We start from the raw sequence: 23,475 nt of genomic DNA, 5'->3' as shown, positions 1-23,475 counted from the left end.
ATAATTTCCGTTCAAGGCCATGGATCGGACCGTATCTTCATGATGAATGCCAGGGATGTCTCCCTCCGGGAGTTGTTGCGGCTGCCCCACGCGCTCGTTGCGTGGTTCCTGCTGATTGCCTCTATCATTATCACAGCCCTGCTGTGGCAGTTCTCCGTCCGCCTCGTCGAGGACCGCACGGAAGCCCGTTTCCGCACCCAGTCGCTCCAGCTCAAGACAGCCATCGAGGAACGCCTGCTGAACTATGAGCAGGTGCTTGCCGGCAGTGCGGGGCTATTTGCGGTTACCGGGGAGGTCAGTCAGCAAGACTGGCGTACCTATATCCGTAATGTGGATATCGAACGTTACTACCCGGGTATTCAGGGCATCGGTTATGTCCGGCGCCTCGCTCCGGAGGATGTGGCGGACCATGTCAGCAGCGTGCGGGAGCAGGGCAATACCGGCTATCAGGTGCGGCCGCCCGGCTCGCGCGACGAGTACCTGCCTGTTGTTTTCATGGAACCGGGTACCGCGCGCAATCGCAAGGCATTTGGCTATGACGCCTCAACCGACCCTGTTCACCGGACTGCCATGGTACAGGCCCGGGATCAGGCAAGTCCGGTGGTGACCGGCAAGGTAGTGCTGGTTCAGGAGGAACTGGCCGAGGACCAGGCCGGCTTCATGATGTACTACCCGGTCTATCACGGCGGGGAAGCGCCGGCAACACTGGCGGAGCGCCATGGGATGCTCAGGGGCTATGTGTTCAGCGCATTCCGGATGAATAACCTGATTGATGGCATCGTCGGGCTGATTGCGCCCTTCCTCGATGTGCGGATTCACGACGGCAGTGAGCCGCGGCGGGATACCCTGATGTACGGGTCCAATCTCGGTTCGCTTGATGACAACTTCAGTTTCGAACTGAGCCAGACGATCCGTTACGGTGGCCGTACCTGGCTGCTGCAGACCCGTTCGACGCCGGCGTTTGACTTCCTCGCCTCTGACCCGCGGCCACCCATTGTGCTGGGCAGCGGGCTGGTCATCAGTTTCCTGTTGTTTGCATTCAGTCTGTCGCTGATCCGCTCCCGGCTGCTGGCGCAGGTCAGTGCCGGCCGGTACCGTGCGATCACTGAGGGTGCTGCCAACGTGACCCTGGTGCTCGACCGGGATGGCCGCGCCAACTATGCCAGCCCGTCGTCCCGCGACATTCTCGGTTTTGAGCCTGATCATTTGCGGGATATGGACTTCGAGACCGTGGTGCACCGGGACGACTGGCCCCAGTTGCAGGCCGGCTTTGGTGAGGCGGTGCGATCGCCGGGCACCCAGTTGCCGGTGGTGCGGGCGCGGGTACGGGATTCCTCGGGTCAGTGGCGGGATATGGAAGGCACCTACACCGCCATGCTGGACGTGCCCGGGGTAAACGGCGTGGTGCTCAGCCTGCGGGACCTCACCCAGCTGAAGGCTGCGCAGTCCGAGCTGCACCGCCTGGCGTTCTATGATCCGCTGACCGGACTGGCCAACCGCCAGTTATTCCGTGACCGGTTGGCCCACGTGGTAAGGCGCAGCAAGCGCACCGGTGAAGCGGCCGCTCTGATGTTCCTTGACCTGGATGGCTTCAAGCGCATCAACGACACCCTCGGTCATGAGGCCGGCGATGAGTTGCTGCGACAGGTGGCCTTCTGGCTGACCGGTTGTGTTCGTGAGGAAGACTCGGTCGCCCGCCTCGGTGGCGATGAATTTGTGGTGTTGCTGTCGCGAATCAGCGGCCCGGAAGCGGTCGGGCGGGTTGCCGAAACCATCCTGCGCAGGTTGTGTCAGCGGGTTCGCCTGAGTGAACATGAGGTGGGGGTAACAGTGAGTATCGGTGTCACCATGGTGCCCTTCGACAGTGACGACCCGGGCGTGCTGATGAAGTACGCCGACCTCGCCATGTACCGGGCCAAGGAACGGGGGCGTAACAACTACCAGTTCTTCACTCCGGCGATGAATATCAAGGCCGCTCGTCGCCTGCTGCAGCAGGAAGAGCTGGCGAGCGCCCTCGAAGGCGACCGCTTCCTGCTGCATTACCAACCCAAGATCAATCTCGAGAATGGCCGGGTGATTGGTGTCGAGGCGTTCCTGCGCTGGCAGCACCCCGAGAAGGGACTGGTGTCGGCTCAGCAATTCATTGGCCTGGCCGAAGAGACCGGGCTGATTGTCCGGCTCGGCGAGATTGCCTTGCGGCAGGCCTGCATCCAGATCCAGGCCCTTGAGCGGGCCGGCTTTGAATCGCTCAGGGTGGCCGTCAATCTGTCCGTGCAGCAGGTCACCGACAATGGTTTCCTGGACCTGTTCCGCCAGATTATCACCGAAACCGGAGTGTCGCCGGATCGGCTCGAGCTGGAGATGCCGGCTGAGTTGCTCAACGAGGATCCGCGGATGTTGCGGGATATTCTTGGAGCGCTGAACGATCTTGGTGTGTGTCTGATCCTCGATGATTTCGGAACCGGCTCCTGTTCGCTGGCGGCGCTGCAGCAGCTGCCGCTGGACGTGGTAAAAATAGACCACCGGTTTATCCGCGATATCCCGTACAACGTCAGTGCAACGGATGTGGCCTCCGCGGTCATCGCGCTGGCGCGCAAGCTGCATCTGACGGTCGTGGCCGAAGGGGTGGAAACCCCGCAGCAGCTGAGCTTTCTCCGGTCGGTGGGTTGTACCCAGTGCCAGGGTAATCTGTTCAGCTATCCGCTGGACGAGGATGCCCTTATCGGCTTCCTGGTCCGGCAGTATGAACGACCCCTTATCTCCTGATCATGGCAATGGCGGCTGGTTACCGGTAAAATCCCGCAGTTACCAAATTCCCGGTCTGGCCAGAGCCTGCCGGTGGTTCGGGTAATGCGCCCGATCTGCCGCCTGTCCGGCCTTTCCGGATCGGATCCTTCGTCTTTTATGAGTACCCATTGTCTGTGACTGAATTGAGCCGTATCCGCAACTTTTCGATCATCGCCCATATCGACCACGGCAAATCCACACTCGCTGACCGGTTTATCCAGATTTGTGGCGGCCTGAGCGACCGCGAAATGGCCGAACAGGTGCTCGACTCCATGGACCTTGAGCGCGAGCGCGGCATCACCATCAAGGCCCAGAGTGTGACGCTCAACTATACGGCGAAGGATGGCGTCGAGTACAAGCTCAACTTTATCGACACCCCGGGCCATGTCGACTTTTCCTATGAGGTTTCCCGCTCCCTGTACGCCTGCGAGGGCGCATTGCTGGTGGTCGATGCCGGCCAGGGCGTTGAGGCCCAGTCGGTGGCCAACTGTTACACCGCGATCGAGCAGGGCCTTGAGGTCGTGCCGGTCCTGAACAAGATGGACCTGCCGCAGGCCGAACCTGAGCGGGTTGCCAAGGAAATCGAGGACATTATCGGTATCGAGGCCCAGGACGCAGTGCGCTGCAGTGCCAAGAGCGGTATGGGTGTCGAGGATGTTCTCGAGGATCTTATCAAGAAGATTCCGCCGCCCCAGGGGGATCGCTCGGCGCCCCTTCAGGCGCTGATTATCGATTCCTGGTTTGATAATTACCTGGGCGTGGTGTCGCTGGTGCGGGTGACCCAGGGTGTGCTGAAAAAGGGTGACAAGATCGTCATCAAATCCACCGGCAAAGCCTGGAACGCCGACAAGGTGGGTATCTTCAATCCCAAGCCGACCGACACCAACATTCTTGAGGCCGGTGATGTGGGGTTTGTGGTTGCCGGTATCAAGGATATCCACGGTGCTCCAGTGGGCGACACCATCGTGCACCACAAGTTTGCCGACGAAACACCGATGCTGCCGGGCTTCAAGAAGGTCAAGCCGCAGGTGTATGCCGGCCTGTTTCCGGTCAGCGCGGATGATTACGACGATTTCCGTGACGCCCTGGAAAAGCTGACCCTGAACGATGCCTCCCTGTTCTACGAGCCGGAAAATTCCGATGCTCTCGGTTTTGGTTTCCGCTGTGGATTCCTCGGCATGCTGCACATGGAAATCATCCAGGAGCGGCTTGAACGGGAATACGACATCGATCTCATTACCACCGCGCCTACCGTCATCTATGAGGTGGTGACCCGACAGGGTGAGACCGTGTCGGTGGACAACCCCTCCCGGCTCCCGGATATTGGGTCCATCGAGGAGATGCGTGAGCCAATTGTCGAGGCCAACATTCTGGTGCCCCAGGAGCACCTGGGTAATGTCATTGCGCTGTGCGAGGAAAAACGCGGTATCCAGAAGAACATGCACTTCATGTCCAGCCAGGTTCAGCTCACCTATGAGTTGCCGATGGCGGAAGTGGTGATGGACTTCTTCGACCGGATCAAGTCCGCCAGCCGTGGTTTTGCGTCGCTGGATTACCATTTCGTCCGCTTCCAGCCCGCCAACCTGGTACGTCTGGATGTGCTGATTAACGGTGACCGTGTCGATGCCCTGGCGCTGATCGTCCACAAGGAGCAGGCCCATTACAAAGGCCGCGCCCTGGTCGAGAAGATGAAAGAGCTGATTCCCCGTCAGATGTTTGATATCGCCATCCAGGCTGCGATTGGCAATCAAGTGGTGGCCCGGGTAACCGTCAAGGCCCTGCGCAAGAATGTCACGGCCAAGTGTTACGGTGGTGACGTCAGCCGTAAGAAGAAGCTGTTGCAGAAACAGAAAGAAGGCAAAAAGCGCATGAAGCAGTTGGGTAACGTCGAGGTGCCTCAGGAAGCGTTCCTTGCCGTACTGAAAGTGGATAAATAACTAAGGCACCTGAATGGATATCGATTTTCCCCTGATTCTGGTCGTTCTGACCCTGGCGACCGGACTGATCTGGCTTGCCGACAAGTTGTTTTTGCGGGCGCGACGGCAGGCAGCCGCAGAAGCAGAAGGTGCGGTGCCGGCTGCAGTCACCGGTGACGAAGCGCAGGCTGAGCCGCGGGAGCCGTATCTGGTCGATCTGAGCCGGTCATTCTTTCCGGTGCTGGCCATCGTTCTGGTATTGCGCTCGTTTCTTGTGGAGCCGTTCCAGATTCCTTCCGGCTCCATGCTGCCGACCCTGGAAGTGGGCGACTTTATCCTGGTCAACAAGTTTTCCTACGGGCTGCGCCTGCCCGTTGCCGGCACCAAGGTTGTGGATCTCGCAGATCCGGAGCGCGGCGACGTGATGGTCTTCAAGTATCCTGAGGACGGTAAAACCAACTACATTAAAAGGGTCATCGGCCTGCCCGGCGATCACATCCGTTACCGCAACAAGGAACTTTTCGTCAACGGGGACAAGGTGGCGAGCCAGTTTGTAGCGAAATTGCCGCCGGTGGAACTGCGCCGCGAGTACCTGGGTGACGTGGAGCACGACATCTTCCTGACCATGGGGCGCCAGAGTGGCTCCGGGGAGGGCGAATGGGTGGTCCCGCAAGGCCATTACTTTGTTATGGGGGACAACCGGGATAACAGTAACGACAGCCGTTACTGGGGAACCGTGCCAGACGATCTGGTGGTGGGCAAGGCTTTTGCCATCTGGATGCACTGGAAATCACTGACCAGCCTGCCGTCGTTTGACCGCGTAGGCGGCATAGAATAATCAGAAACTCATGTCAGGGCGTGGAATATCATGAAAACCAGAAATCTTTCCTCCATAAACAGTCAGGCGGGTGCCTCTGCGATCACCATGCTCATTATGGTGCTGTTTTTCGGCAGCCTGCTGACGCTGGTGATCAAGCTGGGGCCGGCCTATCTCGATGACATTACCATCCAGGAAGCCCTTGAGAGCCTGGACGGTACCGAGGGGCTTTCCGATATGGGCCCGGCGCAGGTTCGCACGCTGATCAACAAGCGCCTGAGCGTGAATAACGTACGGGGCTTTGACGCCAAGCAGATTCTCGTGGAGAAGAACGGCGAATTCGTGGTCATCAAAGTGGACTACGAAGTTCGTAACAACATTTTCCGCAACGTCGACACTGTTGTCAGTTTTAAACATGAATACGAGATGAAGGGCAAGTGACTTCCCGACCCGACCTTGACCGCTTGCAGCGCCGCATAGGCTATCAGTTTCGCGACCCGGAACGTCTGCTGCTGGCGCTGACGCACCGCAGTCATGGCAATCACAACAACGAACGGCTGGAATTTCTCGGCGACTCGATCGTGAATATGGTGATTGCCGAATACCTGTTCCAGCACTTCGAGAAAGCGCGGGAAGGGCAGTTGAGCCGGCTGCGGGCACGGATGGTCAAGGGGGTCACCCTGGCTGAGATCGGCCGGGAATTCGAGCTGGGGAATTACCTGCGACTGGGGTCCGGTGAATTGAAAAGCGGTGGTTACCGCCGCGAGTCGATTCTCGCCGATGCCGTGGAGTCGATCATTGGCGCCATCTATCTCGACAGTGATTTCGAAACCTGCCGCGCCCAGGTGCTGCGCTGGTTCGAGCATCGCCTGAAGGGGCTGAACCTGCAGGACACCCAGAAAGATCCGAAGACCCGGCTCCAGGAATACCTGCAGTCGCGCCAGTTCCCGTTGCCGAAGTATGATGTCATATCGGTGGAAGGTGAGGCCCATGCCCAGACCTTCCACGTATCCTGCGCCCTGCCGTCACTGGATCGTACAACCACAGGTGTGGGTAGCAGCCGTCGAATCGCCGAACAGCAGGCAGCACGCAATGCCCTGAAGGCACTGGGTGTCGAGGAGCACTGATGAATGATATTACCCGTCCGGAGAATCCGGATAGCCGCTGCGGTTTCGTCGCCATTGTCGGTCGCCCGAATGTTGGCAAGTCGACCCTGCTGAACCACATCCTGGGGCAGAAGCTCAGTATCACGTCCCGCAAACCGCAAACGACCCGCCATCAGGTTCTTGGCATCAAGACCATGGGTCCGGTCCAGGCCATCTATGTGGATACGCCGGGTATGCACGAGGAAGAGCCGCGTGCGATCAACCGGTATATGAACAAGGCTGCGACCTCCGCGTTGATCGATGTGGACGTGGTGGTATTCGTGGTGGATCAGCTGAACTGGACCACCGCAGACGAAATGGTGCTGGAAAAGCTCAGCAAGCTGCGTTGTCCGGTGATCCTCGCCATCAACAAGGTCGATAAACTCGAGAACCGCGAAGTGCTGCTGCCTCATCTGCAGATGCTGTCGCAGAAGCGGGATTTTGCCGAGATCATCCCGCTGTCGGCATTGCGGGAGCAGAATCTGGCGCCCCTGGAGGAAGCGGTCGGGCGTTTCCTGCCCGAAAGCGTTCACTTCTATCCGGATGACCAGATCACTGATCGCAGTGAGCGTTTCCTGGCGTCGGAGATTGTGCGCGAAAAAATTACCCGCCAGCTGGGTGCCGAATTACCGTACTCCGTGGCGGTGGAAATCGAGGAATTCCGCCGTGACGGCAAGACCCTGCACGTGTCCGCGTTGATTCTGGTGGAGCGGGAAGGTCAGAAGAAGATCATGATCGGTGACAAGGGTGAGCGCCTGCGTCGCATTGGCCAGGAAGCCCGGGTTGATATGGAGCGCATGTTCGACAGCAAGATCATGCTGCGGCTCTGGGTCAAGGTCAAACGCGGCTGGGCGGACAGTGACCGGGCCCTCAAGAGCCTGGGAATGAACGATCTCTGAGGCGGTTATGAGGGGGGCGTCGCAGCAGGAGCCCGCTTATGTGATCCACCGCCGGCCCTATCGGGATACCAGCCTGATGGTGGATCTGTTTACCCTCAACCATGGCCGCATGACGGTGGTTGCCCGCGGTGCGAACAGTCCCCGCAGTCCTCTCAAGGCCCAGCTCCAGCCATTCCAGCCCCTGTTGCTCGACTGGCAGGGGCGGGGTGATCTGAAAACCCTGACCCAGGCCGAAACCCGCCATGGCCCAGCGCTGACCCGCACCACCGCCATGTACAGCGGGCTTTACCTCAATGAAGTGCTGCAGCGGCTGTTACCCGCCGGTGACCCCCATCCGGACCTGTTCGCGGCCTACATCGAAGCGGTTTCGGCACTGGCCGAATCTGCCGATGTCGAGCCGGTACTGCGGCGTTTCGAAATGGCGTTTGCCGAAGCGATGGGGCTTGGCTTTGCCTGGGACCGCACCACCGATACCGGAGCCGACGTGATGCCCGGCGAGTTGTACTGCTACGACCCCGAGCAGGGACTGGTGCGTGTCCCGGGTGTGGGCCTCCACCTCAGTGCCCTGCCGGGAGAGACGCTGCTGGCGATTGCGGCTGGCGACCTGGAATCTGTGGCCTGTCGTCGTCTTGCCAAGCGGGTAATGCGTATACTGATTGATTACCTGTTGCAGGGGCGCCCCCTGCACAGCCGAACCCTGTTCAGTCATGGTCGAGGAGAACCCCATGAACCCTAGAGTTTTGCTTGGTGTGAACGTAGACCACGTGGCGACCCTGCGGCAGGCCCGCGGTACGCGGTATCCGGATCCGGTGCAGGCTGCCCTGCTGGCGGAAGAAGCCGGTGCCGACGGCATAACCATTCACCCCCGGGAGGATCGCCGCCATATCCAGGAACGCGACGTGCTGATGTTGCGGGAGATGCTCAACACCAAAATGAACCTGGAAATGGCGGTTACCGACGCCATGCTGGCGTTTGCCGAGCAGGTGCGGCCGCATTGTGTCTGTCTGGTGCCGGAGAAGCGCGAGGAGTTGACCACCGAGGGCGGGCTCGACGTCGACGGGCAAGAGGAACGCGTTGCCAAGGCATGCGAGCGGATGGCCCGGATAGGGGCCGAGGTATCGCTGTTCATTGATCCGGACCCGCTGCAGATTGATGCGGCGGTCCGTTGCGGGGCACCGGTCATCGAACTGCACACCGGCGAATATGCCGAGGCGGCGACGCCGGAAGCGGTGGAGGAAACCTTTGCCAAGCTGGTTGAAGCGGTTAACTACGCCCGTAAGAAAGGCCTGATTGTGAATGCCGGCCACGGCCTGCATTACCACAATACCGAACGGGTTGCCGCGATCCGTGGTATCAACGAGCTCAACATTGGCCATGCCATCATCGCCCGCGCGGTGTTCACCGGTCTCAAGGAAGCGGTGCGCGACATGCGGGCAATCCTTGATAGTGCCCGCCGCTGAGCTCAGTCAGCGCTGACCCGGTGCCGGTGGCCACGGAACATCGGCTGCCAGTCGGTCTGCTCACTCCATGCCTGGAGGCGCTCCATGGCACCCAGGAGCTGGTCCTTGAGGTATTCCCGGTCCGGGGTGGCACGCTTGAGGGCGGTTTCGAGCCGGTTGGCGGCTTCCCGCAGCTCGGGTACGCCGCAGTAACGGGTAGCGCCGTGCAGCTTGTGGACGATGTCGAGCAGGCCGTCGAGGTCGTTTTGCTGCCACCGCGCCCGGATTTCCGGCAGGTCGGTATGCAGCTGCTCCAGTAGCATGCTGAACAGTTCCTCGGCCAGATCCTCTTTGCCGGCTGCCAGTTCAATACTTTCATCCACGCTGACGCATTCCCGTTGTTGCTGGCGGGTGGAGGGCCGGATACGGCGGCGGGTATCGCGGATCTCCGCTACCGGCAACTGATTGCCATTGCCCCCGTGACAGGCATAGCCGGTGTATTCTTCGATGGTTTCCCGCAGCTGGCTGCTGCTGATGGGCTTGGCGAGGTAACCGCTGAAGCCTTGCTGCAGCAGCCGGTCCTGCTCGTCGGAAAGGGCGTGGGCGGTCAGCGCGATAATCGGTGTGCGCCGGCTGCTGTCATCCAGTCCCCGCAGCCGTTCGGTGGTTTCGACACCATCCATACCCGGCATCTGCAGATCCATGAACACCAGGTCGAAGCGCTGCTGGCGCGCCTTGCTGAGTGCCTCGAATCCACTGGCTGCGCCTTCCGCCTCGACCTGGCAGTCCTGCAGCAGGGTCATCACCAGTTTCAGGTTGGCCTCGTTGTCGTCCACCGCAAGAATCCGCGGAACCCCGCCGGCCACCGGTTGTGGTGCCGGGTAAGCCGGCTTGCCGGGCAGGCGCTGCTGGCCGGCGTTGATGCCATGGACCAGCAGCAGCAGCTCGTCATAGAGCGGGTCCCGGCTTACCGGCTTGGTCAGGTGTCCGCTGGCGAGCTCGGACACCGGCGTGTCGTGGGTATCGAGGGTGGGGGTCAGCAACAGGGTGCGGCAATCCCGGTCGAGTTCCAGGTTCCGGATCAGCCCGCAGTACTGGCTGGAACGCAGCAGGTGCCGGGTAATGCCCACGATGGCAACTGCATAGCCGGCCTGGCTTTTCTGGGCTTCCTCGACCTGCTCCTGCATGGCCGCGGGCGTTGCCACCCGGTCGACGGTCATGCCCCAGTCCCGCAGCAGATGCTCGACCGCCAGTCCGGTGGTTTTCTGGTGTTCCAGGTAGATCACCCGCTCGCCCTGCAGGGCATCCCGCGGTGGCATGGCCTCGCCGCTGGCTGACAGCTCCGATGACAGGGTAAACCAGAAGGTCGAGCCCTTGCCGAGCTCACTTTCAAGGCCGATCTTGCCGCCCATTTCTTCCACCAGGCGTTTGGAAATTGCCAGCCCGAGTCCGGTGCCGCCGTATTGGCGGGCTGTGGAGGCATCGGCCTGGTTGAACGCATTAAACAGCGATTGCTGCTGGGCCCGGGACAGTCCTACCCCGGAGTCGGTGATGCTGAGGCGCAGGGTGACCCGGTGGTTTTCGACATCCTCCTCTTCGAGACTGGCACGCAACACCACCTCGCCGGTCTGGGTAAACTTGATGGCGTTGTTCACCAGGTTGGTAATGACCTGCTTGACCCGTAATGGGTCCCCCATCAGGTTGTCGGGGACGTCGTTGTAGATCAGCGGCACCAGGTCGAGGTTCTTGGCATGGGCGGCGGGCGCCAGCATGACCATGACGTCTTCGATGATATCCCGCAGCTGGAACGGAACCCGGTCGAGGATCAGCTTGCCGGCCTCGATCTTGGAGAAGTCGAGAATGTCGTTGATGATGGTAAGCAGGATCTCGGAGGACTTGCGGATGGTGTTGAGGTGATCCCGTTGCTGGCGGGGCATGGGGCCCTTGAGCAGCAGTTCGGTGAAACCGATGATCCCGTTCAGCGGGGTACGGATTTCATGGGACATGTTGGCCAGGAACTCGGACTTGATCCGGCTCGCTTCCAGCGCCTCCTTGCGGGCGAAGTCCAGTTCGATATTCTGGATTTCGATGGTTTCGAGAGTCTCGCGCAGGTCTTCGGTGGCCTGGTCAATATTCTGCTGCATTTCAGCCTGGGCCTTGCTCAGCTCCTCCGCCATGGCGTTCAGCCCCGATTCCAGCTGCTCGAATTCCGGGCCGGCGCCGGTATAGACCCGGGTGTCCAGCTTGCCTTCCTTCAGTCTGGCAACCGCGGCGTTGAGTTCAAAGACCGGATCGGTGAACGAGCGGCTCAACCGCACGGCAATTAACAGGCTCAGAATGACCCCGGCCAGAATGACCAGCAGGGAGATCAGCAGCGCTTTGTAGGTTTCCTTTTCGGTGCGGATATGGGACATCTCCACCGAAACCCAGCCGATGGGTTCGCCGCTGCTGCCCCCGAGGCCATCCGGGCGGAGTTCGAGCAGGTTGTCGATCATCAGGTCCTGGAGGTAAACCGGTGTGACGAAGGCGGTGCTGGCCTGGTTGTTCTGGCGATGGTCAAAGGTGGTCTTGTGAATCCGCAGGGCGGCGGCCCCGAGACCGGATTCCAGGGTCGGTCCGGTATGCAGCAGGCGGTTGCGGCTGCTGTCGTAAAAAGTAATCGAGCGCACGTCCTGCTCTTCCAGCAGGGCATTGGAAAGGCTGCTGAGCAGGCTGCGGTTGGCGGTGAACATGCCGTATTCGGAGCCGGCGGCCAGTTGCCGTGACAACGAGTCGCCCCGGTCCACCAGCAGCTGTTCAATGTTCCGCACCCAGCTGTAGGTGAAGAAGATGCCCAGCAACAGAGTGGTCAACAGGGTGGGGACCAGTGTCACCACCAGAACTTTTTTACGAATGCCCCAACGCCGCATCTGGTGTTCCCGATTGATAACTGCCCGGCCTGAAACCCGCCTGGCCGGACGACTCCGCCGGCGCGTTCCGGTAACCGGCTGTCTTCCGTGACAGGATAGCTGATCCGGCACCGGATGACTGTGATTCGATGCCAGTTATAGCCGGCAGTCATGGATATAGCGGTAAGCTGTATTGGGAGACTGCGGCTGATACGCGTATCATGCGAATCCGAAGTGTACCACAGGCGGTCGGCGTCACTACCGGGAATCCGGTCCGGCCTCTGCTGACAGGAGACAGATGCAAGATGCAGTTCCCGACCATTGAAGATTATGTGGGGCATACGCCCCTGGTGCGCCTGCAGCGGCTGCCTGGCGACACCAGTAACGTGATTCTGGCCAAGCTTGAGGGCAATAACCCCGCCGGTTCAGTGAAGGACCGCCCTGCCATCAGCATGATTCAGGAAGCGGAACGCCGGGGTGAAATCCGCCCGGGGGATACCCTGATCGAGGCTACCAGCGGCAATACCGGTATTGCGCTTGCCATGGCGGCTGCCATCAAGGGCTATCGCATGGTGCTGATCATGCCGGCCAACATGAGTGAAGAGCGGCGGGCCTCGATGCGTGCCTACGGTGCCGAAATCATCACCGTAAGTCAGCAGGAGGGCATGGAAGGTGCCCGAGACCTGGCCCAGCGTATGGAAGCCGAAGGCCAGGGCAAGGTGCTTGACCAGTTCGCCAACCAGGACAACCCGCTGGCCCATTACCGCACTACCGGGCCGGAAATCTGGGAACAGACCAAGGGGCAGGTTACCCACTTTGTCAGCTCCATGGGGACCACGGGTACCATCATGGGCGTGTCGCGCTACCTCAAGGAGCGGAATCCGGATGTGCAGATCATCGGTCTGCAGCCGAAGGAAGGCGCGTCCATTCCGGGCATCCGGCGCTGGCCGGAGGAATACCTGCCCAAAATCTATGATGCCACCCGGGTTGACCAGGTGATCGATATTGGCCAACAGGACGCCGAGGAGACCATGCGGGCACTGGCCCGCGAGGAAGGCATCTTCTGCGGCGTTTCTTCCGGTGGCTCCATTGCCGCCGCCCTGCAATTATCCAGGCAGGTTGAAAACGCGGTGATCGTAGCCATTATCTGTGACCGTGGTGACCGATACCTGTCAACCGGGGTCTTCCCCGGCGCCTGATTCGCCCAGTAAGAGAATTCAGTATGAGCAGAAGACGCAGGAAGGCCCTGCCGGCAGAGCCCGTCCGTTGTGTAATTGAAAAACTGAGCCACGATGGCCGCGGTATTGCCCATCAGGACGGCAAGATCCAGTTTGTTGACGGAGCCCTGCCCGGTGAGACCGTCATGGCGAAGGTGGTGAGCAGCCGTCGCAAGTTTGATGAGTTGCGCACCACCGAGGTGCTTGAGGCGGTGGCAGAGCGGGAAACGCCGCCGTGTGAGTTTGCCGACCTGTGTGGCGGCTGCAGCCTGCAGCACATGGGTAGTGACGCACAGATCCGGTTCAAGGAAGACACCCTGCGGGAGCATTTTGCCCACTTCGGGGGCATTGAGCCGGAAACGTGGATTGCGCCCATGCGCTCCACCGCACTGGGCTATCGCCGCAAGGCGCGCCTCGGCGTCCGCTTTGTACAGGCGCGGGAGTCGGTGCTGGTGGGGTTCCGGGAGAAACGTAACAGTTTTCTGACCGACATCAGCCGTTGCGCTGTGCTGGATCCCCGCATCGGTGAGCGGATTGTGCCACTGCGGGAGCTGATCCACAGCCTTGAGGCGTATCAGCGTATTGCCCAGGTGGAGGTTGCCTGTGGTGATGACGAGGCCGCGATGGTGTTCCGGAACATGGACCCGCTCAGCGATGCCGACACCGCCCGGCTGATCGCTTTCGGTCAGGCCCATGATTTGCATATCTACCTGCAGCCGAAAGGCCCGGATACCGTTCACCGGATCTGGCCGGAGCAGGGTGCCGGTGACACTGACGGCCAGGAGCGCCTGGTGTACCGGCTGGACGAATTCGATCTCACCATGCGCTTCCATCCGATGGACTTTACCCAGGTCAATGCGGAGGTGAACCGCAGCATGGTGCACCGCGCCGTGGAGTGGCTGGATATCCAGCCCGGCGAGCGGGTGCTCGACCTGTTCTGCGGGTTGGGTAACTTCACCCTGCCGCTCGCCCGCAAGGGCGGCCATGTGGTGGGTGTCGAGGGTGATGACGCCATGGTGGTGCGGGGCCGGGAGAACGCCCGGCTCAACGGCCTGGCCAATGTCGACTTTCACGGTGCCGACCTGCACGGGGATTTCACCGGACAGTCCTGGGCGAAGGAAGGCTTTGACAAGATTCTGATCGACCCGCCACGGACTGGCGCGGAGGAGATTTGCAAGTATCTGACGGCCTTCGGGGCCAGCAGGATCGTTTATGTATCCTGTAACCCGGCAACCCTGGCGCGGGACGCGGGGGTGCTGGTCAGGAACGGATACCGCCTGGTGCAGGCGGGCGTGATGGATATGTTCCCCCACACCACCCACGTGGAGTCCATCGCACTTTTCGAGAAGAAGTAGCGCCTCGGGAAAACCACAGGTCCGCTGGCGGGCCGGTAACGGACAGGTAGAGCAGTTACGGCATGGTAAAAGTTCGCGAAGATTACGCAGTGACCGGGGACGGTCAGGTGGACATCGAGCGCTGGGTGCGTCAGATCGAGTCACAGACCCATCTGGAGAATCCCGACCAGTTCCGCAGGGCCTGCGAAAAGGCGGCCGAGATTGACCTGAAGGCGGTCCAGGAAGACCGTCTGTGGGCACCCGGAGCCAGCAGCTTTCGCACCGGGATCGAAATGGCCCAGGTGCTGGTCGAGCTGCACCTGGATCAGGCCAGCCTGGTGGCCGCCATCCTCTACCGCGCCGTACGGGAGGAGCGGGTCCCGCTGGCGGAGATTCGTGCCGAGTTCGGTGATGAAGTCGCCAACCTGATCGACGGCGTCCAGCAGATGGCGGCCATCTCGTCCATGCACCATCCCCTCAAGGGCAACGTGCTGGGCCAGAGCCAGGGGCAGTTGGACAACGTCCGCAAGATGCTGGTGACCATGATTGACGATGTCCGGGTCGCCCTCATCAAACTGGCCGAGCGGACCTGCGCCATCCGCGCGGTCAAGGATGTGTCTCCGGAAAAGCGCATGCGGGTGGCCAAGGAGGTCTTCGACATCTACGCCCCGCTGGCCCATCGCCTGGGCATCGGTCACATCAAGTGGGAGCTGGAGGACCTGTCGTTCCGTTACCTCCACGAGTCGGCCTACAAGAAAATAGCCAGGTTGCTGGATGAGAAACGGCTCGACCGGGAGGGTTACATCCGGCGGGTACTGGATACCCTGCGTGGCGAACTGGAAGAGGCGGGCATTGAGGGCGAGCTGTCGGGTCGTGCCAAGCATATCTACAGCATCTGGCGGAAGATGCGCCGCAAGGGTATCGATTTTTCCCAGGTCTACGACGTGCGGGCGGTACGGATCCTGGTGCCGGAGGTGCGGGATTGCTATGCCGCCCTTGGCATCGTCCACAGCCTGTGGCGCCATATCCCCAATGAATTCGATGATTACATTGCCAGCCCCAAGGAGAACGGCTATCAATCCCTGCACACCGCGGTGATCGGCCCGGAAGGCAAGGTGATGGAAGTGCAGATCCGCACCCACAAGATGCATGAAGAGGCGGAGCTGGGAGTCTGCGCGCACTGGCTCTACAAGGGTACCGACAAGGGCAACAAGTCTGCCGGCTACGATGCCAAGATCAACTGGCTGCGCCAGGTGCTGGAATGGCAGGAGGAGCTGGGTGATATCTCCGGCCTGGCCGATCACCTCAAGTCGGACGTGGCGTCAGACCGGGTGTACGTGTTCACGCCGGAGGGTCATGTGGTGGACCTGCCCCAGGGTGCGACCCCGGTGGACTTCGCCTACCGCGTGCATACCGAAATCGGACATGCCTGCCGGGGTGCCCGGGTCAACGGCCGTATTGTGCCGCTGACCTATCCCCTGAAAACCGGCGACCAGGTGTTCGTGCTCACCTCGAACAACCTGGCGCCGAGTCGCGACTGGCTCAACTCCAGCCTCGGCTACATCCAGACGTCCCGGGCCCGGGCGAAGGTGACGCACTGGTTCAAACAACAGGATCGTGGCCGCAACATCATCGATGGCCGAGCCATCCTCGAGGATGAGTTCAAACGCCTGTCGCTGCACGACGTCGACCTGAACGATCTCGCGGTCAAGGTAAACTATCCGGCTGCCGAGGACATGTTCGCAGCTGTGGGTGCCGGCGACCTGCGCCCGACCCACGTTGCGCATGTTGCCCAGCAGATGCTGGAGCCACGGACCCAGCAGCTCGATCTCAAGCTCGGAGCCAGGCGTAACAAAACCTACGATACCGAGTCGGACATCCAGATCCTGGGGGTCGGCAAGCTCAAAACCCAGGTGGCCAAGTGCTGCAAGCCACTCCCCGGTGACCCCATTGGCGGCTACATCACGGTGGGTCGCGGGGTCACGGTGCATCGCCAGGACTGCCTCACCTTCCTCAACCTGCGCGAGTTCGAGCCCAACCGGATCATTGAAGTAAACTGGGGCGGGCGCCAGGAATCGGTGTACCCGGTGGATATCGAGATCGAAGCCTATGACCGGTCCGGACTGCTGCGGGACATTACCCAGGTGCTGACGTCGTCGAAGAGTAACGTGCTGTCCCTGCACACCCAGTCAAATCGGGATGACAACACCGCTACCATGACGGTGACCGTGGAAATCTCCAGTCTTGAACAGCTGGCCCGCCTGCTCGCCCAGATCCGTAACCTGCCCAATATCATCGACGTCCGGCGGAAGCGATCATGAGCTACAGTATCGATGACCTGAAGACCCTGATGGCCAGGCTGCGGGATCCGCAGACCGGTTGCCCGTGGGATGTGAAACAGACCTTCAGCACTATCGTGCCCCACACGCTGGAGGAGGCCTACGAGGTGGCGGATGCCATCGAGCGGGAAGATTATCCTCACCTGGAAGATGAGTTGGGTGACCTTTTGTTCCAGGTGATCTTCTACAGCCAGATGGGGCAGGAAGACGGCCACTTTTCCTTCGACTCGGTGGTGGACAACCTGGTTCGCAAGCTGATTCGGCGTCATCCCCATGTCTTTCCGGAGGGCACCCTGGCGAGCCGGGTGGACCCGGACAACCGGCCCGGCGAAGCCGAAATCAAGGCCAACTGGGAGCGAATCAAGGCAGAAGAGCGGGCGGCTTCGGCGTCAGGGCAGGGCGAGGCTGTCGCGCCCGGGCGGCTCGACGGCATTGCCCGCACCCTGCCGGCCATGGCTCGGGCTGAAAAACTCCAGCGCCGGGCGGCCAGCCACGGCTTCGACTGGCCGGACATCGGCCCGGTGTTTGACAAGCTTCATGAAGAGATCGATGAGCTTAAAGCGGCCTGGCGGGAGGCCCAGGCCGATGACTCCGCCCGCGATGCGGTAGAAGACGAGCTCGGCGACCTGATGTTCGTCTGTGTCAACCTCGCCCGCTTTCTCAGGGTCAACCCCGAGCAGGCACTGAAGCGGACCAACCACAAGTTCGAGGCCCGTTTCCGCGCGATCGAGGCGCGTCTCGCAGCCGAAGGCCGGGACCTGGATTCGGAGCCCCTGGAGGCTCTGGATGCCATCTGGCAGTCCGTCAAAGGGGTTGAAAACAAACCGTAATCTTCGGTAGGTACAATCCGTTACCATTTTGACGGGCTGTCCGCAGCGCCTTCGACTACACTCCGCTTAAAGGACTACGGGACCAATCCGTGGTCCGGGTTTGGCCAAAACAAGAGGCAGGAGTAGCGGCACCATGAAGATCAAGGATCTGGTGAATTACTGGGACAAGCACGCACGGGGACGTCTTACCCGTGATGCGTATTTTATGGCCCTGTCAGATCAACACCATCAGCGGCTGGAAAAACTGGCGGCGCTGTACCCGATGAAGTCACCGCAGGATTTGATGCGAGACCTGATCTCCGCATCCCTCGACGAGCTGGAAACCAGCTTCCCGTATGTGCAGGGAACCAAGGTGGTGGCTCTCGATGAGGATGGCTTCGAGATCTACGAGGACAAGGGGCTGACCCCGCGGTTTGTGAGTCTCAGCCAGAAGCACATCCAGCGCATCAAGTCCCGCCAGCTGGAGTCGGTCGCCTGACCTCCTGACCCGGGGGCTCGATCGCTTTCTTGTCAACCCGGGTGATTGCCTGTCACCCGGGTGTTGTCGTCGCGGCCTTCCGTGTAGCGGTTTGCCCGGTCAGCGCCCGACACGGGCGCCGTCACTTCCCGGTTATTTCTTGTCCCTGGCCTCAAGCTTGTCCCGGATCGGGCTCTGGCGCACCAGGTCATCCAGTGCGGCCGCAATCATGTCGTTGAGAATGTCACTTTCGGAACGGTCCGGATAGAGTTCTGCCAGGGCTGCTACCCTTGCGGCATCTTCCAGGGGCAGGCGCAAGTTGTAATCATGGGTCCGCTCGACCGGTTCTTTCTTGCTTTCCCAGTGTTTGGGCAGATCTGTAACTTTCATGCATTCTCCTTGCGGCCACTGTTTTTAATCGTTATTAGTATCGTTACTACGCCGGGCTTTCGTCAATTTAAAAGGATGGCAATGTGACCGAACTACATCCCGACCTCAGAGAAAATGTCCGCATGCTCGGAGAGCTGCTGGGACAGAGCATCCGCAAGTATCCGGGGCAGCAATGTTTCGACCGGATCGAAGAGATCCGCGCGGCGGCCAAGGCGGACCGTCGTCAGGAGAGCGGATCGGGCCAGCGCCTTGAGAAGCTGCTCAGTGAGCTTGGTGATGACGAGTTGTTGCCGGTCACCCGGGCCTTTAACCAGTTTCTCAACCTGGCCAATCTGGCGGAACAGTATCACGGTATCCGGCGCAAGCGCGGGCACCAGTCTGACCTGATGGTGGAATCCCTGGGGGAGGTATTCGAACGCCTCAAGGCCGGGGGTATTGCGCCGGACGAGTTGCACCGCCGGGTGGCGGATCTGCGCATCGAGTTCGTACTGACCGCGCATCCCACCGAGGTTGCCCGCCGCACGCTGATCATGAAATACGACGAGATGTCCGCGTGCCTTGCCCGGCTGGACCACGATGACCTGTTGCCGGCCGAACAGGAAGAAATCACCGAGCGACTGCGGCGACTGATCGCCGAAGCCTGGCATACCGACGAGATCCGTCATGAGCGTCCCACCGCGGTCGATGAGGCCAAGTGGGGTTTTGCTGTTATCGAGAACAGCCTGTGGCAGGCGCTGCCCAGGTTCCTGCGCGGCCTGGACCGCGCACTTGCCGAATCCACCGGTCAGGGGCTGCCGCTGGAGGCCTCACCGGTCCGGGTGGCGTCCTGGATGGGTGGCGACCGTGACGGCAACCCCAACGTCACCCACACCGTCACCCGCAAGGTGTTCCTGCTCGGACGCTGGATGGCCGCGGACCTTTACCTCCGGGACATCCAGGCACTGCGGGCCGAGCTGTCCATGTGGCAGGCCAGCGATGAGTTGCGGGCGGTGGTCGGCGACACCCGGGAACCCTATCGGGTGGTGCTCGGGCAGCTGCGGGAGCGGCTCGTGCGTACCCGCGACTGGGCCGAGGCGGGCGTCCATGACAGGGTTGCGGACAGCAACGATATCCTGTTCGACAACGACGAACTCACCGGCCCCCTGGAATTGTGTTACCGCTCACTGATTGACTGCGGCCTCGATGGCATTGCCAACGGGCCACTGCTCGATACCATCCGTCGCGCCCACAGCTTTGGGCTGCCGTTGATCCGCCTCGATATCCGCCAGGAGGCTTCCCGCCATGCCGAAGCGATCGCGGAAATTGTGGCGCACCTCGGGATCGGAGATTATCTGTCCTGGCCGGAGCAGCAGCGCCAGGACTTTCTGGTGAAAGAACTCAGGGGATGCCGGCCACTGGTACCGCGCAACTGGCAGCCATCGGAACCGGTGGCGGAGGTGCTCGCCACCTGTGAAGTGGTGGCGGCGCAGACCCCGGAGGCGCTGGGCTCCTATGTCATCTCGATGGCCAGTACGCCGTCCGATGTGCTGAGCGTGATCCTGCTGCTCCGGGAAGCGGGGATGAAAAACCCGATGCGTGTGGTACCGCTGTTCGAGACCCTGGACGATCTGCGCGGTGCGCCCGCGAGCATGACGGCCCTGTACGAGGTGGACTGGTACCGTGAGTATTGCGGTGACCGTCAGGAAGTGATGATCGGTTACTCCGATTCCGCCAAGGATGCCGGCCAGCTGATGGCCGCCTGGGCGCAGTACCAGGCCCAGGAGCAGCTCACCGAGGTGGCTGGCCGCTACGGTGTCCACCTGACCCTGTTCCACGGTCGCGGTGGCACGGTTGGCCGCGGCGGCGGCCCGGCCAACCGGGCGATCCTGTCGCAGCCTCCGGGCTCGGTCAATGGCAGTTTCCGGATTACCGAGCAGGGCGAAATGATCCGCTTCAAGTTTGGTTTGCCGCGGCTGGCGGAACAGAGCTTGACCCTTTACACCACCGCGGTGGTGGAAGCCACCCTGGCGCCACCGCCGGCTCCGGAGCCGGAGTGGCGGGAGACCATGGATTGGCTTACCGAGCGTTCGCTGAAGGCCTATCGGGAGGTGGTCCGGGAGAATCCGGATTTCGTGCCTTATTTCCGCCAGGTGACCCCGGAACAGGCCCTCGGCAAACTGGCCCTGGGAAGTCGGCCGGCACGCCGCAAACCTTCCGGCGGTGTGGAGAGCCTGCGGGCCATTCCCTGGATATTTGCCTGGACCCAGATGCGGCTGATGCTGCCCAGTTGGCTGGGGAGCGACGTCGCCCTGGAGGAGGCGGCCCGTAGCGATCGTTTTGTTACGTTGCGGGAAATGATGGCGCGCTGGCCGTTCTTCAAAACCTACGTCGACATGCTGGAAATGGTGGTTGCCAAGGCAGATCTGCGGATTGCCAACTACTATGAGCAGACTCTCGTCCACGACCCGCAACTGCGGGCACTGGGTGCAAATCTCCGGCACCGGCTGCAGGATTGCACCAACCGGTTGCTCGAGCTCAAGCAGCAGGACCGGCTACTGGCCGACGAACCGGTCTTTGCCCATTCCATGAGGGTTCGCAACCCTTATACTGATCCGCTCCATTACCTGCAGGCAGAACTGCTGCGCAGGGATCGGGAAAGTGAGGGTAAGGGCGAGGTTCCGGAACTGGTGGAACGGGCGCTGAAGGTCACCATGGCAGGCATCGCCGCCGGAATGCGCAATACCGGTTAAACCCGGTGGCGCACTCCCTGCAACAGCGAGCAGCAGGAAAGGAGTCAGATCTTGGCAGTAGCGGCGCAACTGGAGCAGTACTTCAGTCGCAAGGGCATTGCGTACATTGAGTTGCCGGTTTCCCCGGCAGCCAGCCTGGAGGCAGTGGTCAGCGCGTCCGGCAGGTTGGCGGCGGATGTGATCCGTGCCACCTTGCTGGTGGATATCAATGGCGCGGTGATGGCGGTACACCCGTTTCGCAGTGTGCTTGATCCGGAGGCTGTCTACTGCCTGACCGGGCGTAAACTGCAGCCTCTCACCAGTCGTCAGGCGGATCGCCTGTTCGGTGACTGTGCGCCGGGGTTTCAGCCGCCGGTGGGTGAGGCCTATCAGCTGCCGGTAATGGTGGATGAAGATGTGCTGGCGATGTCCCGGGCGGTAATGGCGGGCGGTGCCGCCAATACCCTGGTGCTGTTGGAAGAAGACTCATTGCGGGAAGTGCTGGCGGGGGCGCGCGTTGGCCGGCTGATCAGCGCTGGCCCGATGGCCAGAGGGTCTGCCGGAGTCACCCTGGAGGACGCTGCCGAACAACTGCAGCGGCTTTATCGTCTGCCCCCGATGCCGGCGCTGACCCCGCGCCTGGGGCAGCTTGCCGGGGGTGCTGACGTCAACCGGGAGCAGCTGCTTGAACTGATTGAGCTCGATCCGGGCTTGACTGCGCAGATTATGCGCTATGCCCGTTCGGCGTTGTTCAATGAGGCGGTGGCGGTTAATTCGGTACAGGACGCAGTACGGGAGCTGGGCTGGGATCGGGTCGCCCATGCCGTTGCCGGCATGGCGGCGGAACAGCCGTTTGCGATCCCCCGAGGTGGCAGTCTGGGCCTTGATCAGTACTGGAGTCACTCGTTGTGTTGCGCCTTTCTGTGCCAGCGCATGGCGAGCTGGACCGGTACCGAGCGGAGTCTGGCGTATCTGTGCGGGTTGCTGCACAACATCGGGCTGTTACTGATTGCGCACCTGTATCCGGCGGAGTTCGCCGAGCTGGATGCGCTGAGGGATGCCAGCCCGGAGGCTACCATGGCGGTGCTGGAGCAACAGGTTTTCGGTGGTGGCAACGACGAGGAACTGCAGGCCGTCAGTCATGGCGCCATGGGCGGGATCCTGCTGCGCCTTTGGCAGTTACCGGACGCGGTGATCAAAGCGGCCGGGGTGCACCAGAATCCGCAGTATCATGGCGACCATGAGACCAGTGTACTGATGGTCCAGCTTGCCAATGCCCTGCTCAGAGAGCGGGGCATTGGCGACGAATTCAACACGGCGCTTGCCGAGCCTGTCGCCGCCCGACTTGGCCTCCGGCCGGAGCAGCTGGCCGAACTCCGTGAAGAGGCGGGGCGCGTGGCTGAGGACCTGGATATGCTGACCGCTGCCTTTGCGACCTGAGCGCCGGCTCCGGCAGGCCAGCATGACCGTGGCCCGGTCATGCTACGGAGGTCCACTTTCTCTTACCCCGCTGAGTTCGTATAATGCGCGTGCTTTTTTCGCGGGGTCGTGCGTTTTCTCCGCTGAGAGGTTGTCGCAAAGCTGCGGAGTTTTGCCACACCTTCTTAAATGATAATGACTAAAATGGGAGCACAACGTTATGAGAATCATCATGTTAGGGGCGCCAGGCGCCGGTAAGGGGACACAGGCCCAGTTTATTACCGAGCGATTCGGGATTCCCCAGATTTCTACCGGAGATATGCTGCGGGCCGCGGTCAAGGCGGAGTCCGAGCTTGGTCTGCAGGTCAAGGAAGTCATGGCGACCGGTGGCCTCGTTTCTGATGACATCATCATTGCGCTCATCGAAGAGCGGGTTCAGCAGCCGGACTGCAAAAACGGCTTTCTGCTTGACGGCTTCCCACGCACTATCCCGCAGGCTGAAGCCCTGAAAGACCAGGGGATCGGTATCGACTATGTGGTGGAGATCCATGTTGCCGATGAAGAAATCGTCAACCGCCTGTCCGGTCGCCGGGTTCATGAGGCCAGCGGCCGTACCTACCATGTGAAGTACGATCCGCCCAAGGTTGAAGGCAAGGACGACGAGACCGGCGAGCCCCTGGTCCAGCGCGAAGACGACAAGGAAGCCACCATTCGCAAGCGCCTGCAGGTTTACCACGACCAGACCGCACCTCTGATCGGCTACTACCAGGGCTGGGCCGCCCAGGCGCCGGCCGCGGCACCCAAGTATGTGCGCGTGGAAGGTGTCGGCTCGCTGGACGACATTCGGGCGATGATCCTCGAGCAGTTGGGCTGAGTGGTTTCGACCTGCC

General features: G+C 61.2%; 18 protein-coding genes. 16 read left to right on the top strand and 2 right to left on the bottom strand.

Annotated elements, in window-relative coordinates:
- Nucleotides 1–39: 39 nt before the first annotated feature.
- The 8 genes from CLH61_RS11085 to pdxJ all read left to right on the top strand — a co-directional run bounded on the left by CLH61_RS11085 (nt 40) and on the right by pdxJ (nt 9,024).
- A complete protein-coding gene (locus CLH61_RS11085) occupies nt 40–2,766 on the top strand; it encodes a bifunctional diguanylate cyclase/phosphodiesterase (RefSeq protein ID WP_099614801.1) in 2,727 nt (908 codons plus the stop codon).
- 155 nt (nt 2,767–2,921) lie between these two features.
- A complete protein-coding gene (gene lepA, locus CLH61_RS11080) occupies nt 2,922–4,724 on the top strand; it encodes a translation elongation factor 4 (RefSeq protein ID WP_099614800.1) in 1,803 nt (600 codons plus the stop codon).
- Nucleotides 4,725–4,737: 13 nt separating this feature from the next.
- Nucleotides 4,738–5,541: a signal peptidase I gene (lepB, locus tag CLH61_RS11075; RefSeq protein ID WP_099614799.1), complete on the top strand. Its 804-nt coding sequence runs from the start codon at nt 4,738–4,740 to the stop codon at nt 5,539–5,541.
- A gap of 30 nt (nt 5,542–5,571) precedes the next feature.
- Nucleotides 5,572–5,961, top strand: a complete 390-nt coding sequence (locus CLH61_RS11070; RefSeq protein WP_099614798.1) for a DUF4845 domain-containing protein — start codon at nt 5,572–5,574, stop codon at nt 5,959–5,961.
- Nucleotides 5,958–6,647: a ribonuclease III gene (gene rnc, locus CLH61_RS11065; RefSeq protein ID WP_099614797.1), complete on the top strand. Its 690-nt coding sequence runs from the start codon at nt 5,958–5,960 to the stop codon at nt 6,645–6,647. The genes CLH61_RS11070 and rnc overlap by 4 nt, the downstream gene beginning before the upstream one ends.
- Nucleotides 6,647–7,564: a GTPase Era gene (gene era / locus CLH61_RS11060; protein WP_099614796.1), complete on the top strand. Its 918-nt coding sequence runs from the start codon at nt 6,647–6,649 to the stop codon at nt 7,562–7,564. The genes rnc and era overlap by 1 nt, the downstream gene beginning before the upstream one ends.
- Nucleotides 7,565–7,571: 7 nt before the next feature.
- Entirely contained in the window at nt 7,572–8,300 is a 729-nt protein-coding gene (gene recO / locus CLH61_RS11055) for a DNA repair protein RecO (protein ID WP_099614795.1), read from the top strand.
- A complete protein-coding gene (pdxJ, locus tag CLH61_RS11050; RefSeq protein ID WP_099614794.1) occupies nt 8,290–9,024 on the top strand; it encodes a pyridoxine 5'-phosphate synthase in 735 nt (244 codons plus the stop codon). The genes recO and pdxJ overlap by 11 nt, the downstream gene beginning before the upstream one ends.
- A gap of 2 nt (nt 9,025–9,026) precedes the next feature.
- Here the strand turns inward: pdxJ and CLH61_RS11045 are convergent, their stop codons facing one another.
- Complete coding sequence (locus CLH61_RS11045) at nt 9,027–11,912, bottom strand: response regulator (RefSeq protein ID WP_099614793.1); 2,886 nt, start codon at nt 11,910–11,912, stop codon at nt 9,027–9,029.
- A 284-nt stretch (nt 11,913–12,196) separates the two neighbouring features.
- On the opposite strand from CLH61_RS11045, the gene cysM reads away from it, so the two are divergent.
- From cysM to CLH61_RS11020, 5 genes are all read left to right on the top strand, one after another.
- A complete protein-coding gene (cysM, locus tag CLH61_RS11040) occupies nt 12,197–13,090 on the top strand; it encodes a cysteine synthase CysM (protein WP_099614792.1) in 894 nt (297 codons plus the stop codon).
- Nucleotides 13,091–13,113: 23 nt separating this feature from the next.
- The gene (gene rlmD / locus CLH61_RS11035; protein ID WP_099614791.1) at nt 13,114–14,463 is read left to right on the top strand and encodes a 23S rRNA (uracil(1939)-C(5))-methyltransferase RlmD; all 1,350 of its coding nucleotides are present in this window, start codon (nt 13,114–13,116) and stop codon (nt 14,461–14,463) included.
- Between the two features lie 62 nt (nt 14,464–14,525).
- Complete coding sequence (gene relA, locus CLH61_RS11030; protein WP_099614790.1) at nt 14,526–16,763, top strand: GTP diphosphokinase; 2,238 nt, start codon at nt 14,526–14,528, stop codon at nt 16,761–16,763.
- The gene (gene mazG, locus CLH61_RS11025) at nt 16,760–17,611 is read left to right on the top strand and encodes a nucleoside triphosphate pyrophosphohydrolase (RefSeq protein WP_099614789.1); all 852 of its coding nucleotides are present in this window, start codon (nt 16,760–16,762) and stop codon (nt 17,609–17,611) included. Before relA ends, mazG begins: the two co-directional genes overlap by 4 nt.
- Nucleotides 17,612–17,744: 133 nt before the next feature.
- On the top strand, nt 17,745–18,089 hold the full coding sequence (locus tag CLH61_RS11020) for a pilin assembly protein (RefSeq protein WP_099614788.1): 345 nt from the start codon (nt 17,745–17,747) through the stop codon (nt 18,087–18,089).
- A 132-nt stretch (nt 18,090–18,221) separates the two neighbouring features.
- On the opposite strand, the gene CLH61_RS11015 is transcribed toward CLH61_RS11020, so the two are convergent.
- Complete coding sequence (locus CLH61_RS11015) at nt 18,222–18,458, bottom strand: hypothetical protein (RefSeq protein ID WP_099614787.1); 237 nt, start codon at nt 18,456–18,458, stop codon at nt 18,222–18,224.
- 83 nt (nt 18,459–18,541) lie between these two features.
- Between CLH61_RS11015 and ppc the strand changes: the two genes are divergently transcribed.
- The 3 genes from ppc to adk all read left to right on the top strand — a co-directional run bounded on the left by ppc (nt 18,542) and on the right by adk (nt 23,459).
- On the top strand, nt 18,542–21,187 hold the full coding sequence (gene ppc, locus CLH61_RS11010) for a phosphoenolpyruvate carboxylase (protein ID WP_099614786.1): 2,646 nt from the start codon (nt 18,542–18,544) through the stop codon (nt 21,185–21,187).
- 51 nt (nt 21,188–21,238) lie between these two features.
- A complete protein-coding gene (locus tag CLH61_RS11005; protein WP_099614785.1) occupies nt 21,239–22,606 on the top strand; it encodes an aminoacyl-tRNA deacylase and HDOD domain-containing protein in 1,368 nt (455 codons plus the stop codon).
- Between the two features lie 199 nt (nt 22,607–22,805).
- Complete coding sequence (adk, locus tag CLH61_RS11000; RefSeq protein WP_099614784.1) at nt 22,806–23,459, top strand: adenylate kinase; 654 nt, start codon at nt 22,806–22,808, stop codon at nt 23,457–23,459.
- Nucleotides 23,460–23,475 lie beyond the last annotated feature (16 nt).

This window comes from Marinobacter profundi (genome assembly GCF_002744715.1).
Lineage (GTDB): Bacteria > Pseudomonadota > Gammaproteobacteria > Pseudomonadales > Oleiphilaceae > Marinobacter > Marinobacter profundi.
The sequence above is the reverse complement of the archived record's forward strand: the minus strand, read 5'-3'. Positions and strand labels throughout refer to the sequence as shown.